Origin of the sequence: Aminobacter aganoensis (assembly GCF_014206975.1) — a bacterium.
GTDB classification, from domain to species: domain Bacteria; phylum Pseudomonadota; class Alphaproteobacteria; order Rhizobiales; family Rhizobiaceae; genus Aminobacter; species Aminobacter aganoensis.
In genome coordinates, this window is sequence record NZ_JACHOU010000015.1 from 44,932 (window position 1) to 62,277 (window position 17,346).

The 17,346-nt window shown below is 66.4% G+C and carries 15 protein-coding genes and 1 tRNA gene; 12 read left to right on the forward strand and 4 right to left on the reverse strand.

Annotated elements, in window-relative coordinates:
* The first annotated feature begins 83 nt into the window (after positions 1 to 83).
* From GGR00_RS21680 to GGR00_RS21715, 8 genes are all read left to right on the forward strand, one after another.
* Entirely contained in the window at positions 84 to 833 is a 750-nt protein-coding gene (locus GGR00_RS21680) for an SDR family oxidoreductase (RefSeq protein WP_184701109.1), read from the forward strand.
* A 14-nt stretch (positions 834 to 847) separates the two neighbouring features.
* Complete coding sequence (locus GGR00_RS21685) at positions 848 to 1,732, forward strand: amidohydrolase family protein (RefSeq protein ID WP_184701111.1); 885 nt, start codon at positions 848 to 850, stop codon at positions 1,730 to 1,732.
* Positions 1,729 to 3,267 carry a sugar ABC transporter ATP-binding protein gene (locus tag GGR00_RS21690; protein WP_184701113.1) on the forward strand — a complete coding sequence of 513 codons (1,539 nt, stop codon included), beginning with the start codon at positions 1,729 to 1,731 and terminating at the stop codon, positions 3,265 to 3,267. The genes GGR00_RS21685 and GGR00_RS21690 overlap by 4 nt, the downstream gene beginning before the upstream one ends.
* On the forward strand, positions 3,264 to 4,259 hold the full coding sequence (locus tag GGR00_RS21695) for an ABC transporter permease (protein ID WP_184701115.1): 996 nt from the start codon (positions 3,264 to 3,266) through the stop codon (positions 4,257 to 4,259). Before GGR00_RS21690 ends, GGR00_RS21695 begins: the two co-directional genes overlap by 4 nt.
* Before the next feature lie 114 nt (positions 4,260 to 4,373).
* Positions 4,374 to 5,321 carry an ABC transporter substrate-binding protein gene (locus tag GGR00_RS21700; RefSeq protein WP_184701118.1) on the forward strand — a complete coding sequence of 316 codons (948 nt, stop codon included), beginning with the start codon at positions 4,374 to 4,376 and terminating at the stop codon, positions 5,319 to 5,321.
* A gap of 64 nt (positions 5,322 to 5,385) precedes the next feature.
* The gene (locus tag GGR00_RS21705) at positions 5,386 to 6,240 is read left to right on the forward strand and encodes a fumarylacetoacetate hydrolase family protein (protein WP_184701120.1); all 855 of its coding nucleotides are present in this window, start codon (positions 5,386 to 5,388) and stop codon (positions 6,238 to 6,240) included.
* A 20-nt stretch (positions 6,241 to 6,260) separates the two neighbouring features.
* Positions 6,261 to 7,538, forward strand: a complete 1,278-nt coding sequence (locus GGR00_RS21710; RefSeq protein ID WP_184701122.1) for an L-fuconate dehydratase — start codon at positions 6,261 to 6,263, stop codon at positions 7,536 to 7,538.
* Positions 7,539 to 7,627: 89 nt separating this feature from the next.
* Positions 7,628 to 8,404: an L-fucose dehydrogenase gene (locus GGR00_RS21715; protein WP_184701124.1), complete on the forward strand. Its 777-nt coding sequence runs from the start codon at positions 7,628 to 7,630 to the stop codon at positions 8,402 to 8,404.
* Positions 8,405 to 8,601: 197 nt separating this feature from the next.
* On the opposite strand, the gene GGR00_RS21720 is transcribed toward GGR00_RS21715, so the two are convergent.
* Positions 8,602 to 8,676, reverse strand: a tRNA-Gly gene (locus tag GGR00_RS21720).
* 212 nt (positions 8,677 to 8,888) lie between these two features.
* Here GGR00_RS21720 and GGR00_RS21725 point away from each other — a divergent pair.
* The 4 genes from GGR00_RS21725 to GGR00_RS21740 all read left to right on the forward strand — a co-directional run bounded on the left by GGR00_RS21725 (position 8,889) and on the right by GGR00_RS21740 (position 11,536).
* Positions 8,889 to 9,401, forward strand: a complete 513-nt coding sequence (locus tag GGR00_RS21725; protein WP_184701126.1) for a prolyl-tRNA synthetase associated domain-containing protein — start codon at positions 8,889 to 8,891, stop codon at positions 9,399 to 9,401.
* A gap of 70 nt (positions 9,402 to 9,471) precedes the next feature.
* Positions 9,472 to 10,440 (forward strand): thioredoxin, encoded by a 969-nt coding sequence (trxA, locus tag GGR00_RS21730; RefSeq protein ID WP_055972886.1) that lies wholly within the window; start codon positions 9,472 to 9,474, stop codon positions 10,438 to 10,440.
* Positions 10,441 to 10,512: 72 nt separating this feature from the next.
* Complete coding sequence (locus tag GGR00_RS21735; protein WP_184701128.1) at positions 10,513 to 11,184, forward strand: LON peptidase substrate-binding domain-containing protein; 672 nt, start codon at positions 10,513 to 10,515, stop codon at positions 11,182 to 11,184.
* Between the two features lie 124 nt (positions 11,185 to 11,308).
* Positions 11,309 to 11,536, forward strand: a complete 228-nt coding sequence (locus tag GGR00_RS21740) for a Trm112 family protein (protein ID WP_055972892.1) — start codon at positions 11,309 to 11,311, stop codon at positions 11,534 to 11,536.
* Between the two features lie 26 nt (positions 11,537 to 11,562).
* Here GGR00_RS21740 and GGR00_RS21745 read toward each other — a convergent pair whose 3' ends face one another.
* The 3 genes from GGR00_RS21745 to GGR00_RS28345 are packed head-to-tail and all read right to left on the reverse strand — an operon-like array spanning position 11,563 to position 17,307.
* Positions 11,563 to 14,907 (reverse strand): error-prone DNA polymerase, encoded by a 3,345-nt coding sequence (locus GGR00_RS21745; protein ID WP_156381159.1) that lies wholly within the window; start codon positions 14,905 to 14,907, stop codon positions 11,563 to 11,565.
* Positions 14,908 to 14,909: 2 nt separating this feature from the next.
* Positions 14,910 to 16,373, reverse strand: a complete 1,464-nt coding sequence (locus tag GGR00_RS21750; protein WP_055972898.1) for a Y-family DNA polymerase — start codon at positions 16,371 to 16,373, stop codon at positions 14,910 to 14,912.
* Complete coding sequence (locus GGR00_RS28345) at positions 16,315 to 17,307, reverse strand: ImuA family protein (protein ID WP_246441541.1); 993 nt, start codon at positions 17,305 to 17,307, stop codon at positions 16,315 to 16,317. Before GGR00_RS28345 ends, GGR00_RS21750 begins: the two co-directional genes overlap by 59 nt.
* Positions 17,308 to 17,346 lie beyond the last annotated feature (39 nt).

Here is a 17,346-nt window from a genome sequence, read left to right on the forward strand (position 1 = left end):
CCATTGCAAGGTTGGTTCATTTATGAATAGTATGTTCGTATATAGACAGAAGCGCAAGCAGTTTGCTGGGAGGAGCGACGGTTATGCGACTACGCGGGAAACGCATTTTCATTTCCGCCGCTGCCCAGGGCATCGGCCGCGCCAGCGTGCTGGCCTGCGTCAGGGAAGGCGCGCACGTCATCGCCACCGACATCAATGACGAGGCGCTCAAGGCGCTTTCGGGCGAGCACGAGAACATCGAGACCCATCGTCTCGACGTCCGCGACGCCAAGGCGGTCGCCGCCTTCGGCGCAGGCCAGGCGCCGCTCGACGGCCTCTTCAACTGCGCCGGCTTCGTCCACAACGGCACCATCATGGACTGCAGCGACGAAGACTGGGACTTCAGCTTCGACCTCAACGTCAAGAGTATGTACCGCACCACCAGGGCATTCCTGCCCGGCATGCTCGAACGCGCCGAAAAGACCGGCGGCGTGTCGATCCTCAACATGGCCTCGATGGCTTCGTCGATCAAAGGCTTCCCCAACCGCCTGCTCTACGGCGCGACCAAGGCAGCCGTCATCGGCTTCACCAAGGGCATGGCCGCCGACTATGTCCGCCGCGGTGTCCGCTGCAACGCGCTGTGCCCCGGTACGGTCGACACGCCGTCGCTGCGCGGCCGCATCGCCGCTGCTGCCGATCCCGTGCAGGCCGAGAAGGATTTCATCGCCCGCCAGCCCATCGGCCAGCTCGCCACCGTCGACGACATCGCCCCACTCGTCGTCTACCTGTTGTCCGACGAGTCGCGCTTCGTCACCGGCCAGGCTGTCCTGGTCGACGGCGGCGTCACCATCTAGGCGGGGCCGCGGCCATGATCGAAAGGATCGACGGCCACTGCCACTACTGGGCGCTCCGGCGTGGCGACTATGGCTGGCTGACGCCTGACGCCGCCCACCTCGCGCCGATCCACCGCGATTTCGGCGCAGCCGAGATGCGCCCGCTGGCGCAAGCCGCCGGCATCGCCAGGCGCATCCTCGTCCAGGCCGCGCCCACCGAAGCCGAAACGCTGTTCCTGCTCGACCAGGGCCATAGCGACAGTGCCGTCGCCGGCGTCGTCGGCTGGGTCGATCTGTCTTCGCCAAAGAGCGTTCAGTCGCTGCAACAGCTTGCGAAAAACCCGCTGTTCAAGGGCGTCCGGCCGATGCTGCAGGATCTCGACGACATCGACTGGATCGCCACCCGCCCGGACGCCGGAGCCGTCGCCGCGCTGCAGCGGCTTGGCCTGCGCTTCGACGCGCTGGTCCTGCCGCAGCATCTTCAAGTGCTGCGCCGCTTCGTCGAGAAACACCCGGATCTGCCTGTCGTCATCGACCATGCCGCCAAGCCTGCCTTCGCCGCACCGGCCGACGACTCGCGCCATGCCATGTGGAAATTCGGCATGGCCGAGCTCTCCGGCCACCCGCATCTGTGCTGCAAGCTCTCCGGCCTGCTCACCGAGCTGCCTGCCGACCGCCGCGCGACGCCGAAGGCGGCGGCGCAAGCCCTGCGTCCGACCGTCGACAGCCTGCTCACCTGGTTCGGACCGGATCGCCTGATCTGGGGCTCGGATTGGCCGGTGCTCACCTTGGCCGCCCCCTTTGCCTTCTGGGACGAGGTCACCGCCCGCCTGCTCGACCATTTCGGCCAGTCGCAGCGCGCAGCGATCCTCGGCGGCACCGCGGCACGCTTCTATGGCATCGACGGAGGCCGCGCATGACCGCCCTCGTTGCGATGAAGGACATCGAGAAGTCGTTCCCCGGCGTGCGCGCGCTGCACAACGCCCAGCTCGACCTGCGCGCCGGCGAGGTTCATGCCCTGATGGGCGAGAACGGCGCCGGCAAGTCGACGATGATGAAGATCCTCGCCGGCATCTACCGCCGCGACGGCGGCGAAATCCTGCTCGACGGCAAGCCGGTCGAGATCAACTCGCCGCGCCAAGCCCAGGACCTCGGCATCGGCATCATCCATCAGGAGCTCAACCTGATGCCACACCTGACGGCGGCACAGAACATGTTCATCGGCCGCGAGCCGCGCAAGGCCGCGGGCCTGCTGCTCGACGAAGCCAGGCTCAATGCCGATGCGGCGGAAATCTTCGCCAGCATGCACCTGAAGCTCGATCCGCGCACGCTGATCGACGGGTTGACCATCGCTCGCCAGCAGATGGTGGAAATCGCCAAGGCGCTGTCCTACCGGTCGCGCGTGCTGATCATGGACGAGCCGACCGCCGCCCTGAACGACGCCGAGATCAACGAGCTTTTCGCCATCATCGCCCGCCTCAAGGCCGAGGGCGTCGGCATCGTCTACATCTCGCACAAGATGGACGAGTTGAAGCGCATCGCCGACCGCGTCACGGTCATGCGCGACGGCGAATATATCGGCACCGTGCCTGCTGCCGACACGCCGGTCGAAAAGATCATTTCGATGATGGTCGGGCGCGCGCTCACCGAGGAGCGCCCCGACTTACCCGACCATGCGAATTCGGACGTCGTGCTGAAGGTCAAGAACCTCAACCGCGGCGCGGCCATTCGCAACGTCGGCTTTTCCGTGCGCAAGGGCGAGATCCTCGGCTTCGCCGGCCTGATGGGCGCCGGCCGCACCGAGGTCGCCCGCGCCATCTTCGGCGCCGACCGCCGCGACAGCGGCGACATCTTCATGCACGGCAGGAAGGTCGACATCCGCATGCCGCAGGACGCGGTGCGCGCCGGCATCGGCTACCTCTCCGAGGACCGCAAGCATTTCGGCCTCGCCACCGGCATGGACGTCCGCAACAACGTCGTGCTGGCGAGCCTCCGCCGCTTCGCCGGCCCCGGCGGCCTGCTCCGGGAAGCCGCCATGCACGATGCAGCAAGCCGCTACATCGACCAGCTGGCGATCAAGACCCCGTCCGACCGCCAGGAAGTGCGCCTGCTCTCCGGCGGCAACCAGCAGAAGATCGTCATCGCCAAGTGGCTGCTGCGCGACTGCGAGGTGCTGATCTTCGACGAGCCGACACGCGGCATCGATGTCGGAGCCAAGAACGAGATCTACAAGCTGTTGAACGCGCTCGCCCGGCAGGGCCGCGCCATTATCGTCATCTCGTCCGAACTGCCCGAAGTGCTGCGGCTCAGCCACCGCATCGCCGTCATGTGCGAGGGCCGGCTGACCGGCATCTTGCCTGGCGGCGCCAGCCAGGAAGAGATCATGCACCTCGCCACCCTGCGCGGCGAAGGCGCCAACCAGAACAACCAGCCGGCTAAGGGAGATGCCAAATGAGTGCGACCGCATCCACCGGAATTGTCTCGATGGGTTCGAAATTCTCCGGCGCCCACAGGCTCCTCGCCTTCGCCAGCCTGATCGCGCTGATCCTGGTGTTCAGCCTCGCCTCGCCCAATTTCATGCAGACCTCCAACATCATCGCCATCCTGCAGGCGACGTCGGTCAATGGCGTGCTGGCGATCGCGGCGACGCTTGTCATCATCACCGGCGGCATCGACCTGTCGGTCGGCACGCTGATGACCTTCTGCGCGGTCATCGCCGGCGTGGTGCTGACCTTCTGGGGCATGCCGCTCGGCTTCGGCGTGCTGGCCGCCATCCTCGCCGGTGCCGCCAGCGGCACGCTGTCCGGCACTTTCGTCGCCAAGCTCAAGATCCCGCCCTTCATCGCCACGCTCGGCATGATGCTGATCCTCAAGGGCCTGTCGCTGGTCATCTCCGGCACCCGGCCGATCTATTTCAACGGCACGCCGGGCTTCACCCAGATCTCGCAGGGCTCGCTGATCGGTTCCGTCTTCCCGGCCCTGCCGATCCCCAATGGCGTGCTGATCCTGTTCCTGGTCGCGATCGCCACCAGCTTCATCCTCGAACGGACCATCCTCGGCCGCTTCACCTTCGCGCTCGGCTCCAACGAGGAGGCGGTCCGGCTGTCCGGCGTCAACACCGACCGCTGGAAGATCGCCGTCTACGCGCTTGCCGGCTCGATCTGCGGCATCGCCGGGCTGCTGATCTCCTCGCGGCTCAATTCGGCCCAGCCAGCGCTCGGCCAGGGCTACGAGCTCGACGCCATCGCCGCGGTGGTCATCGGCGGCACCTCGCTCTCCGGCGGCCGCGGCACCATCATCGGCACGCTCATCGGCGCGCTCATCATCTCCGTGCTCGCCAACGGCCTGCGCATCCTTTCGGTCGCCCAGGAATGGCAGACCGTGGTCACCGGCTCGATCATCATTCTCGCCGTCTACACCGACATTCTGCGGCGCCGCAGGCTTTGAGAAAGGCCTGCTTCGCGCAGCCCGTGGCTGCGCCAACACCAAGAAGAGAGCGAACGCGCTCCAGGAAAATTCGGAATGCAAATTCGGATCGGAAAATGAACATCAGGAGGAACCATGTTCACTAGACGCACCGTGCTCGGCGCCATCAGCGCCGCAGCGATCCTGGGTTACGGCTCGAGCTTCGCACTGGCCCAGGACAAGATGTACATCCCGCTGATCTCCAAGGGCTTCCAGCATCAGTTCTGGCAGGCCGTGAAGGCGGGCGCCGACAAGGCCGCCGCCGACCTCGGCGTCGAAGTCACCTTCGAAGGCCCGGATTCGGAAACCCAGGTCGACCGCCAGATCGACATGCTGGCCGCGGCCCTCGCCAAGAAGCCGGCGGCGATCGGCTTCGCCGCCCTCGACAGCCAGGCGGCGCTGCCGCTGCTGCAACAGGCCAAGGACGCCAAGATCCCTGTCGTCGCCTTCGACTCCGGCGTCGAAGGCGACATCCCGGTCTCCACCGCCTCGACCAACAACATCGCCGCCGCCGCCCTTGCCGCCGACAAGATGGCCGAACTGATTGGCGACGAAGGCAAGGTGGCGTTGGTCGTGCATGACCAGACCAGCCGCACCGGCATCGATCGCCGCGACGGCTTCGTCAACCGCATGAAGGAGGCCCATCCGAAGGTCGAGATCGTCGCCATCGAATATGGCGAGGGCGATCACCTCAAGTCGACCGAAATCACCAAGGCGATCCTGCAGGCCAACCCCGATCTCAAGGGCATGTTCGGCGCCAACGAAGGCTCGGCCATCGGCGTCGTCAACGGCGCCAAGGAACTCGGCCGCCAGTTGGTGATCATCGGCTACGATTCGGGTGCCCAGCAGAAGCAGGCGATCCGCGACGGCCAGATGGCCGGCGCCATCACCCAGAACCCGGTCGGCATCGGCTACAAGACCGTCGAGGCAGCCGTCAAGGCAGCCAAGGGCGAGGCGGTCGAGAAGAACATCGACACCGGCTTCTACTACTACGACAAGACCAACATCGATCAGCCCGACATCGCAGCCGTGCTGTACGACTGACCACGATCCGGACCTCACCGGAGGCGGTTCGCCGCCTCCGGCTCTTCCAACCAAGGTGACGTCAATGAAATTGCTCCGCTATGGCCCCATGGGCAACGAAAAGCCCGGCCTGCTCGACGCGTCCGGCCGCGTCCGCGATCTCTCGCGCCACGTCGACGACATCGCCGGCGGCGTGCTGGCTCCCGAAGGGCTCGCCCGCCTGCGCGGCATCGACCCCGAGACCCTGCCGCTGGTCGCGGGCACGCCGCAGCAGGACCTGCGCCTCGGCGCCTGCGTCGGCCGCATCGGCAAGTTCATCTGCATCGGCCTCAACTATGCGGACCACGCCGCCGAGACGGGTGCTGCCATCCCCGCCGAACCCATCGTCTTCAACAAGTGGACCTCGGCCATCGTCGGCCCCGACGACGACGTCGAGATCCCGCGCGGCTCTCTCAAGACCGACTGGGAGGTCGAGCTCGGCGTCGTCATCGGCAAGCCCGGCCGCTACATCGACGAGGCCGACGCCATGGACCACGTCGCCGGCTACTGCGTCATCAACGACGTCTCCGAGCGCGAATACCAGATCGAGCGCGGCGGCACCTGGGACAAGGGTAAGGGCTGCGACACCTTCGGCCCGACCGGTCCATGGATGGTCACATCCGACGAGATCGCCGACCCGCAGAACCTCAAGATGTGGCTGGATGTCGACGGCAGACGCTACCAGGACGGCTCGACCACGACCATGATCTTCTCGGTCCGGCAGGTCGTTGCCTATCTCAGCCGCTTCATGAGCCTTCAGTCCGGCGACGTCATCTCGACCGGCACCCCGCCCGGAGTCGGCCTCGGCCAGAAGCCACCCGTCTATCTCAAGCCCGGCCAGACGATGACCCTCGGCATCGAGGGCCTCGGCACCCAGAAGCAGCGCGCCGTCGCCGCCTGAAACCTTAGGGACCCCCGACCATGACCAGCATCATCGACATGCGGGTGCTCGACCTGCGCTTCCCGACCTCGCAGCATCTCGACGGTTCCGACGCGATGAACCCGGACCCCGATTATTCGGCGGCCTACGTCATCCTGAGAACCGACGCACCCGGCATCGAGGGTCACGGCCTGACCTTCACCATCGGCCGCGGCAACGAGATCTGCTGCGCGGCGATCGAGGCGATGCGCCACCTCGTCGTCGGCCTGGACATGGACAAGGTCACATCAGACATGGGCGCCTTCTGGCGCCATGTCACCTCCGACAGCCAGCTGCGCTGGATCGGGCCCGACAAGGGCGCGATCCACCTCGCCACGGGTGCCGTCGTCAACGCCGTCTGGGACATCTGGGCCAAGATGTCGGGCAAGCCGGTGTGGAAGCTCGTCGCCGACATGTCGCCTGAAGAACTCGTGCGCTGCATCGACTTCCGCTACATCACCGACTGCATCACGCCCGACGAAGCGCTTGCCATGCTGCGCGACAAAGCGCCCGGCAAGGCCGAGCGCATCGCCACGCTCGAGCACGAGGGCTACCCCTGCTACACCACTTCGGCCGGCTGGCTCGGCTATGGCGACGAGAAGCTGCGCCGGCTCTGCCAGGAAGCGGTCGATGCCGGCTTCAACCACGTCAAGCTCAAGGTCGGCCGCGACAAGGCCGACGACATCCGCCGCCTGCGCATCGCCCGCGACGTGCTCGGCCCCGACCGCCAGCTGATGATCGACGCCAACCAGGTCTGGGAGGTCGACCAGGCCATCGACTGGGTGCGCGACCTCGCCTTCGCCAAGCCGTGGTTCATCGAGGAGCCGACCAATCCCGACGACGTCGAGGGCCACCGCAAGATCCGCGAGGGCGTGGCTCCCGTTCAGGTCGCCACCGGCGAGATGTGCCAGAACCGCATCATGTTCAAGCAGTTCATCATGCGCGGCGCCATCGACGTGGTGCAGATCGATTCCTGCCGCCTCGGCGGCGTCAACGAGATCCTCGCCGTGCTCCTGATGGCAGCGAAGTACGACCTGCTCGTCTGCCCGCATGCCGGCGGCGTCGGCCTGTGCGAATATGTCCAGCACCTGTCGATGATCGACTATGTCTGCATCGCCGGCACCCGTGAGGGCCGCGTGGTCGAATATGTCGACCACCTGCACGAGCACTTCAAGGAACCCTGCGTGGTCCGCAATGCCGCCTACATGCCCCCGAGCGCGCCCGGTTTCTCCATCGAGATGAAGCCGGCGACGCTCGAGGACTTCCAGTTCCGCGGCTAGGAGCTGCTCGCTCCGGCCGCTTGTTCCTGGCCAATGACCTTGCCCGAAAAGTTTGCGACTTTCGGGACCATGCTTCGACGGAGACGACAATGGACCTCGGCCTGAAAGACAAGGTGGTCATCGTCACAGGCGGCGGCGCCGGCATCGGCGGCGCGGTCACGCTCGGCCTCGCGGCGGAGGGCGCCGTCCCCGTCGTCTTCGGACGCAGCCCTCTGGCCGACGACTTCGCGGCGAAGCTCAAGGCGACCTCGCCGCGCTCGAAATTCATCCAGCTCGAGCTGATGCACGACCCCGAGATCGCAGCTGCGGTGAAGACCGTGGCGGAAACGTTCGGCCGCATCGACGGGCTGGTCAACAATGCCGGCATCAATGACGGCATCGGCCTTGAGGCCGGCCCCGATGCCTTCCGCGAATCGCTGGAGCGCAACCTGATCCACTATTATGCGACCGCCCATCATTGCCTGCCGTGGCTGAAGACGGCGCGCGGTTCGATCGTCAACGTCTCGTCCAAGACCGCCCTCACCGGCCAGGGCAACACCAGCGGCTACACCGCCGCCAAGGGCGCGCAGCTGTCGCTGACCCGCGAATGGGCGGCCGCCCTGCGCGGCGACGGCGTCCGCGTCAACGCGGTCATCCCCGCCGAGGTGATGACGCCGCTCTACGAGAAATGGCTGAAGACCTTCGACGATCCCGAAGCGCGCCTGGAAGAAATCACCCGCCGCATCCCGCTCGGCCAGCGCATGACGACGTCGGAGGAAATCGCCGACACGGTCATCTTCCTGCTCTCCGACAAGGCCAGCCACACCACCGGCCAGTGGCTGTTCGTCGACGGCGGATACACCCACCTTGACCGCGCCCTGGACTGACCAGGCCGTTTTGCACCCAGCTTGGCCATCTTCGGGCGATTCGGGGCCGGATCAGCCGACAGCGCCTTCGCCTGCAAGCTTCGCGCGCCGACATTGCGTTGAGGCTCGACGCCATCGCATCTGTGGTCGGCTGCCGCTTCAGCCCGCCAGAAACGACGAAGGCCGCGGCAAGCCGCGGCCTTTTTCGTGGGATATATTGGAGCGGGTGAAGCGATTCGAACGCTCGACCCCAACCTTGGCAAGGTTGTGCTCTACCCCTGAGCTACACCCGCTCGCGCGGCTCGTCGCCGCAACGGCGCCTATATGGCCGAAGCTCGCGGCGAATGCAACAGGGAAGCGCGATCTTTTTTCGGCTCTTCGTCCACACCCCGGCAAACCCCGGATTTCCGTGCAAACGGAGCCTTCTGATGTGCCGGCCGGGCTTGTCTTGGCGCCGGGCTTTGCCCATAAACCCTGAAATCGAACAATTTTGACGAAGGCGGCGATGACCGGCGCACCGAATCCCAAGACCAAGGCCGAGCTGTTCGCCTTTCTCGAAACGCTCGGCATCGCCGTCCAGACGCACGAGCACCCGCCGCTCTACACCGTCGCCGATTCGCAGGCGCTGCGCGGGACGATCCCCGGCGGCCACACCAAGAACCTGTTCCTCAAGGACAAGAAAGACAGCTTCTTCCTCGTGACCGTCGACGAGGACGCCGATGTCGACCTCAAGCAGATCCATCACTTGATCGGCGCGGCGAGCCGCGTCTCCTTCGGCAAGCCGGAAGCGCTGATGGAGCTGCTCGGCGTCGCGCCGGGCGCGGTGACGGTCTTCGGGCTGATCAACGACACCTCGGGCAGGGTCAGGGTGGTGCTCGACAGCACGCTGATGGAAAACGCCGTCATCAACGCCCACCCGCTGACCAACGAGGCGACGACCTCGATCGCGGCCGCCGACCTGTTGCAATTCGTCAAGGCAACCGGCCACGATCCTGTTATCTTGAAAGTCACCGGCTGATCGCCACATGGTGGGCTGACAGCCGCGGCCGACGGCCGGCGGGCCCTGAATACACACCGGAAGAGCCAGTATGAGCAACGAGAACAACCCCTTCGGCGGCATGAGCAGCCAGTATGCCGCGAATGTGCAGTTTGGCGGCGCGCCTGCCGGCGATGCCGCGCCGGCGGCCGATCTCATCAAGGACACCACCACCGCGGCCTTCAGCGCCGACGTTATCCAGGAATCGCGCAACCAGCCGGTGCTGGTCGACTTCTGGGCGCCCTGGTGCGGTCCGTGCAAGCAGCTGACGCCGGTGATCGAGCGCGTCGTCCAGGCCGCGGGCGGCCGCGTCAAGCTCGTCAAGATGAACATCGACGACCATCCCGCCATCGCCGGCCAGCTCGGCATCCAGTCGATCCCGGCGGTCATCGCCTTCAAGAACGGCCAGCCGGTCGACGGCTTCATGGGCGCCGTGCCCGAGAGCCAGATCCGCGACTTCATCGACAAGGTCGCCGGCAAGGATGGCGGCCAGCCGCAGATCGCCGAGGCGCTCGCCGCCGCCGCCGAGGCGCGCGACGCCGGCGACCTGCAGACGGCGGTTCAGATCTATGACGCCGTGCTCGAGCAGGCTGCCGACAATCTCGATGCCATCGGCGCACTGGCCGAGATCCTCTTCGAGGCCGGCGACACCGACGGCGCGAACGAGGTGCTGGCACGCGCCCCCGAAGGCAAGCAGGATGCGCCGGCGCTGGCTTCGGTGCGCGCCAGGATCGCGCTTGCCCAAGAAGCTGCCGCCCTCGGCGATTCGGCCGAACTGGAGCGCCGGCTGGCCCAGAACCCCGGCGACCACCAGGCGCGCTTCGACCTCGCCATGATCCAGAACGCCAAGGGCCAGCGCACCGAGGCCGCCGACAGCCTGCTCGCCATCGTCAAGGCCGACCGGACCTGGAACGACGACGGCGCCAGGGCACAGCTGCTCAAGCTGTTCGAGGCCTGGGGCTTCACCGACGAGGTGACGCTGGCGACGCGGCGCAAGCTGTCGTCGCTGCTGTTTTCGTAACGGTTTTGTCGCCGGCGCCCTTGCGCTCGACCGTTGCGGCCCCAGATGAAGGGGTATCCGACTGAGGAACAGATGCAGGCAGGAAACGCGCATTACAGGCTCGACAGCGATTTGCCGACGACGCTGGCGGTGTTCCCGCTGACGGCGGCGCTGCTGTTGCCTGGCGGCCGCATGCCGCTCAACATCTTCGAGCCGCGCTACCTGCAGATGATCGACGAAGCGATTGCTGGATCGCGGCTGATCGGCATGATCCAGCCGGCGCTCGACGGCACGCTGCATCCCGACGGCGAACCGGCTTTGTGCCCCGTCGGCTGCATCGGCCGCATCACCTCGCTCGCCGAGACCGGCGACGGCCGCTACCTGATCTCGCTGCAGGGCGTCTGCCGGTTCCGGGTCAGCCAGGAGCTGGCCGTCAAGACGCCGTTCCGGCAATGCAAGATCACCTGCTTCGGCGCCGACCTCGGCGAGGACAAGGCCGGCGCGGATGTCGACCGGCCGGCGCTGCTCAGGGCGTTCCGCACCTATCTCCAGGCCAACGAGCTCGACGCCGACTGGGAGAGCGTCAGCCGCGCCGACAACGCCATACTGGTCAACGCGCTGTCGATGATGGCGCCTTACGGCGCTGCCGAAAAGCAGGCGCTGCTCGAGGCGCCCGACCTCAAGACACGCGCCGAGACATTGATCGCGATCACCGAAATGGCACTGGCGCGCGAAAACGAGGATTTCGGCTCGAGCCTGCAATAGAGCTCTCTTCGCTTTTCTTCGAATGCGAAACGCTCTGTCTTCTCTTGGTTTGTGGCAATCCCGGCCGGAAAGCCGCTGCATAGTTTTCCTGGAATTGCCCCAGCCCGACCCGTGGAGAGCCTGGATGGTTGAAGCCACCAACAAACGCGACATCGACGTCAAGCTGCTCGAGCTGCTGGCTTGCCCGCTGACCAAGGGTCCGCTGACCTGGAATGCCGAGCGCGGCGAACTGGTGTCCAGGCTCGCCCGCCTCGCCTACCCGGTGCGTGACGGCATCCCCGTGATGCTGCCCTCCGAGGCGCGGCAGATTCCGGACGAGGCAGCACCGAAAACCACTCCGTCTGCCGACTGAACCCAGGCCTCCTTCCAGGCCCTGTTTCATTGAAAGTTTCGTCCCTTGGGCATGACGCCGCTGGTCTTGCGGACGAGCCTTTCATAGCTCTGCACGACACGCGGGTCCTTTGCCGCCTTCTCGGCAGCACTTTGCCTGGCCGCATGTGCCTGCGCCGGCGCAGCCTTGTCGTCGGCCGGTGCCTGCAGCTCTTCCGACATGGCCGCCAGCCAATGCGTCAGATCCTCCAGCTTGTCGGCGACGATGTGGATGACGTCCGATTCCTTCTGCAGCTTGCCGGTGACGCGGATGAACTTCGAGCCCATGATGACCGGCCGGAAACGCTCGAAGACCCGCGCCCAGACGATGACATTGGCGATGGAATTCTCATCCTCCAGCGTGAGGAAGATGGCATTGCCCTTGCCCGGCCGCTGGCGGACCAGCACCAGCCCCGCCACGGAAACGCGCCGCCCGTCGGGCACGTCGCCGAGCCTGGCGTTGGGTGTGATGCCGGTGCGGTCGAGATGATGCCTGAGGAAGGCGACCGGGTGCGCCTTCAGCGACAGGCCGAGCGACCGATAGTCGTGGATGACATGCTCGCCGAGCGGCATCTGCGGCAGCCGGGTCTCGGGCTCGTTGTCGACCAGCCGCACGTCGGGGCGGTCGAACAGCGGCAGCATTTCGGCGGCACTCCTGCCGTCGAGCGCCCGCACCGCCCATAATGCGGCGCGCCGGTCGAGACCGATCGAGCGGAACGCATCTGCCTGGGCGAGCAGCTCGATCTCGCCGACGTCGAGGCCGGAGCGCAGCCAGACATCGCGCACCGAGACATAACCCTTGCCGCGCCGTTCGGCGAAGGCATTCATCTTCTTGTCTCCGAGGCCCTTGATCTGGCGGAAGCCGAGCCGGACGGCGTGGCTGGTCCTGATGACATCGCGCATTTCGCCGTGACGCCGCTGGATGCGCTTCGGGTCGAAGCCCGAACGTTCGAGCGTGCAGTCCCAGACGGAACGATTGATGTCGACCTGCCTTATCTCGACGCCATGATCCTGGGCGTCGCGCACCAATTGCGCCGGACGGTAAAAACCCATCGGCTGGGAGTTCAGGATCGCCGCGCAGAAGACGTCGGGATAAAAGGCCTTGAACCAGCAGGAGGCATAGACGAGCAGCGCGAAGGACGCGGCGTGGCTTTCGGGAAAGCCATACTCGCCAAAGCCCTCGATCTGCTTGAAGCAACGCTCGGCAAAGTCGCGCTGGTAGCCGCGGCCGACCATGCCCTCGATCATCTTGGCGCGGTGGTTGCCGATGGTGCCGGTGCGCTTGAAGGTGGCCATGGCGCGGCGGAGCTTGTCAGCCTCGCCGGGCGTGAAGCCGCCGGCAACGATGGCGATCTTCATCGCCTGCTCCTGGAAGAGCGGCACGCCCAGCGTCTTGCCCAGGATGTCCTCGAGTTCCTTCTTGGGGAATTCAACCTTTTCCTTGCCTTGCCGGCGGCGCAGATAGGGGTGCACCATGTCACCCTGGATCGGGCCTGGCCGGACGATCGCCACTTCGATGACGAGGTCGTAGAACTTGCGCGGCCTGAGCCGCGGCAGCATCGACATCTGCGCCCGGCTCTCGATCTGGAAGACGCCGAGCGTGTCTGCCCGGCAGATCATGTCGTAGACCCTTTGATCCTCCTGCGGCAGGGTGGCGAGCGTATAGGGCCGGCCGTAGGGGTCGCGTTCGTCGTAATGCGCTTCGAGCAGGTTGAAGGCCTTGCGCAGGCAGGTCAGCATGCCGAGCGCCAGGATGTCGACCTTGAGGATGCCGACGGCATCGAGGTCGTCCTTGTCCCACTCGACCATCTTGCGCTCTTCCATGCCCGTCTTCATGATCGGCACGATCTCGTCGAGCCGATCCCTGGTGATGACGAAGCCGCCGACATGCTGGGACAGGTGGCGGGGAAAGCCCATGATCTCGTTGGCGCGGTCGACGACATGCCGCGTCACGGGGTCGGCCTTGTCGAGCCCCCCGGCTGCCGTTTCCTTCTCGCCGAGTTCGGATGAATACCAGCCCCATATCGAACCCGACAAGGCGCCCCTGACGTCGTCGGAAAGCCCCATCGCCTTGGCCACCTCGCGCAGCGCCGAGCGGCCGCGATAGGTGACGACGGAAGCGGCGAGCGCGGTGCGCTTGGAGCTGTATTTTTCGTAGATGAAGGCAATGACCTCGTCGCGCCGCTCATGCTCGAAATCGACGTCGATGTCAGGCGGCTCGCCGCGTTCTTCCGAGATGAAGCGTTCGAACAGGATGTCGACGATCTCCGGTCCGACATCGGTGATGCCGATGCAGTAGCAGATGATCGAATTGGCTGCCGAGCCTCGGCCCTGGCAGAGGATTCCTTCCGAGCGCGCAAATTTCACGATCTCGTGAACGGTGAGGAAATAGCGGGCGTAGCTGAGCGTCTCGACGATGCGGAGCTCATGCCGGATGATCCCCTGCACCTTCTCCGAGACACCATCCGGATAGCGGTTCCTTGCACCTTCCCAGGTGAGACGTTCAAGCTCCGCCTGCGGTTCGAGGCCCGATTCCGTCGGTTCGTCGGGATAATTGTATTGGAGCTCCTTCAGCGAGAAAGTGAGGCTTTCGGCGAAGCGCAGCGTCTCGGCCAGGGCCTCCGGGTGGTTGCGGAAAAGCCTCGCAATATCGACAGGCGCCTTGAGGTGGCGTTCGGCGTTCGCCTTGAGCTCGAAGCCAGCCTCGGCAACGGGTACGCTGAGGCGGATCGCCGTCAGGACATCCTGCAGCGGCCGCTGGCCCGGTGCATGGTAGAGCGCATCATTGGTCGCCATCAGCGGCACGCCCGTGACCTCTGCCAGGGCAGCGGCCTGCTCGATCCTGAAGCGGTCGTCGCCGCCGAAATCCGGCGCGACAGCCAGCCACAGGGAGGTACCGAAGCGTGCCTTGAGGCTGCGCAGAAGCGCGGCATCGTCTTCCGAGGTAGCCGTGACGTCGGTCAGCACGGCAAGCGACAGCAGATCGCCCCACTCGAAAAGATCGTGCCGGTAGAGGAGCGGCGCGCCCTTTTCGCTTTCAGGCCGGGTATTGGCCTGGGTCAGCATCCGGCACAGATGCCCCCAGCCCTTGCGATCCCTGGGATAGGCAAGGATGTCGGGCGTACCGTCGGCAAAGACCAGCCGGCAGCCGGGGTGGTAGGACAGCCCCTCCGTCTGTGCCATCTTCCACGCGCGGACGACACCGGCCACCGTGTTGCAGTCGGCAAGGCCGACCGCCGAAAGCCCCAGAAACTTCGCCGCGATGACCAGCTCTTCCGGCGCAGACGCCCCGCGCAGGAACGAGAAATTCGACTGCATGCCGAACTCGGCATAGCCGATCGGGGCAGCAGCCATGTTCATGCGAACACCCCATGCAGGAACCAGCGCGGGGCTGCGGCCTGCGCGTTGTAGAGGCCCTGCCGATAGAGCCAGTAGCGACGGCCGTCGGCATCCTCGATGCGGTAATAGTCGCGCGTCGGCGCGTCCGCCTCCTCGCGCCACCATTCGGGCGCGATGCGCTCGGGTCCTTCGGCACGGGCGACTCGATGCAGGGCCCGGCGCCAGCGGAAATGGAGCGGCGGCCCGTCCGGCACCTCGGTCGCCGGAACGTCGATGGGCTCGGGCTGCCGGAACAGGCGGACGGGCCGTTCGGCCGGGCGCCTGCCCGCCGGCGCCGCTGCCCGGGCTGGGCCGGCCATGCTCCTGCGCGCCTCCTCCCGGGCATAGGGCAATGCGGGGGCGGCACGTTCCGGCAGGTGGCTTTCGGCGGTGGCAGGTTCGAGCATGGCGGCTTCGCCGAGCCGGGCCGTGACGCGATCTGCAAAAATCGCGAATTCTTCGCCATCGTCGTCGATTTCGCCGGCGAGATCGGCCTGCCGTGCATCGAACGCGGCCGTCGACAGGGCCGAAAGGCGCACGAGATCGAAGCCGAAGCCGGCATCCATGGTCTCGCCGAGCGTCGCCAGCCGCTCATGGAACAGCCTGCGCACCAGCGTCGGCTCGCGGATCGGGCGCGACGCCCCGACCGTGATGCGGCTGACCGCGCCGTCGACCCTGAAAAGCAAAAGTTCAAGCGCCCGCGCACCCTCTTCCCGGCGTTCGAGGTCGACCTTGAGCGTGGCGGCGAGCAGGCCGATCAACCGCTCGATGTCGTCGAGAAGCGACAGCGGATCGGCGAAGTGGCGTTCGACCGAAAGCGGGGCGACCGGCAGGCGCGGCGAGATCGCCTCCTCGAGCCGGCCAAGCGCCTGGTCGAGACGTTCGATGAGTTCGGCCCCAAAGCGGCGGACGAGCGGGGCGCGCGGCCCGTCCATGATCGCACCGACGGTGCGCAGCCCGACGCTTTCGAGGCCGGTCTTCGTCCTGGCATCGATCCTCAGCGCCGAGAGTGGCAGGCGGGCAAGGAAATTGCGCTCGCCACCCGCAGCGATGATGTGGCCGGCGGCGAAACGTGCTGCCGCCCACGCCGCGCCCGGCGTCGAGGCGAGGCCGGCGCGGACGTCGAAACCCTGGTGGAAGAAGCGGGCCATCAGATCAGCGAGCAGGGCCTTTTCACCGCCGAAGAGATGGGCGCAGCCGGTGATGTCGAGGAACAGGCCGTTGTCGCCGTCGAGCGCGACCAGCGGCGTGTAGCGGTCGCACCAGTCGGCAAGGCTTTCGAGCAGCCGGCGGTCGGCTTCGGGATCGGCCTCGACGACGTCGATCGACGGGTGCATGGCGCGCGCCTCGGCGATGCCCATTCCCGGCCTCAGCCGGAGTGCTTCAGCCTGTGCGTCGAGGGCGGCGATGCGCTGGGTGTTGTTCTCGCGGTGGCTGACCACCAGGGGCTGGCTCGGCCGCGGGCCTGAACGCCACGACCGTCCCAGCCGCCGCCTGAGGATCCGCTCGGCCGCGAGATGCGGAAACCACAGCGACACGATCCTCTGGGCTGTGTCTTCTTTCTTCGAGGGTGCGTGCATCGGGGTTCCATTCCAGAATGAACTTGCCGGGAAGTGCCGTGCGGCTCTTGCCGATCTCGACCGAAATGGCGGGCGGGCCGATGGAACCTGAGAGCGGGCCGGCGAGCGTATGACGAAGCGATGCCGGGGCTGGCGCCGCGACGAGCCGGACCGGGGCGGCGGTGGGCTCCGGCTCGGCCGACTGGCGCAGCAGGAAGACGGGGCGGCCGCTGTCCTGCGCGCGCCGGTGCAGGCGGCGCGTCGCCGTGAGGTCGACGTTGCGCGGATTGCCGCGCAGCTCGACGACGATGGCCGCGATCTCCTCGATACGCGCGGCCTCCTCGGCGATCCACAGCACATCGGCCGGTTTTGGCGCCTCGGCGAACAGCAGGCTTGCAGCCGGGATACCGAAGAACCGGTCCAGCCCCGGCGCATAGGGAAGTCCTGCCTCGCGGAAGATCTCGGCGGTGCCGACCCACAGGAGCAGATCCTGCGGCCGCGACCGCTCCTTGAGCATGCGGCTGACGAGACAGAGCGCCAGCCCCGCAGCCGCACCGGCGTTGCGGGTCTCGGTTCCGTGGATCTCGGTCAGGGCAGCTTTCGGCAACCCGCCACCGAGGGCCTCGTCGAGGCCCTCGACGCCGGTTGGCAAGAAGACGTCGCGCGCCGAGGCAATGCCGTTGCGGCGAACCAGCACGCCGGCCGGCGGCCGGTTGTCGGACGGCGACGCCAGCAGCTCGGGCAGCGTGCCCTCGATCTTCGCTATCTTCTGGCGCAGGGCAAAAACGACGCCCCGCGCCACGGCGCTGGTCGCCATGTCGATATGCCTCCGGTTAATTGTTCCTGTTATGTTCTT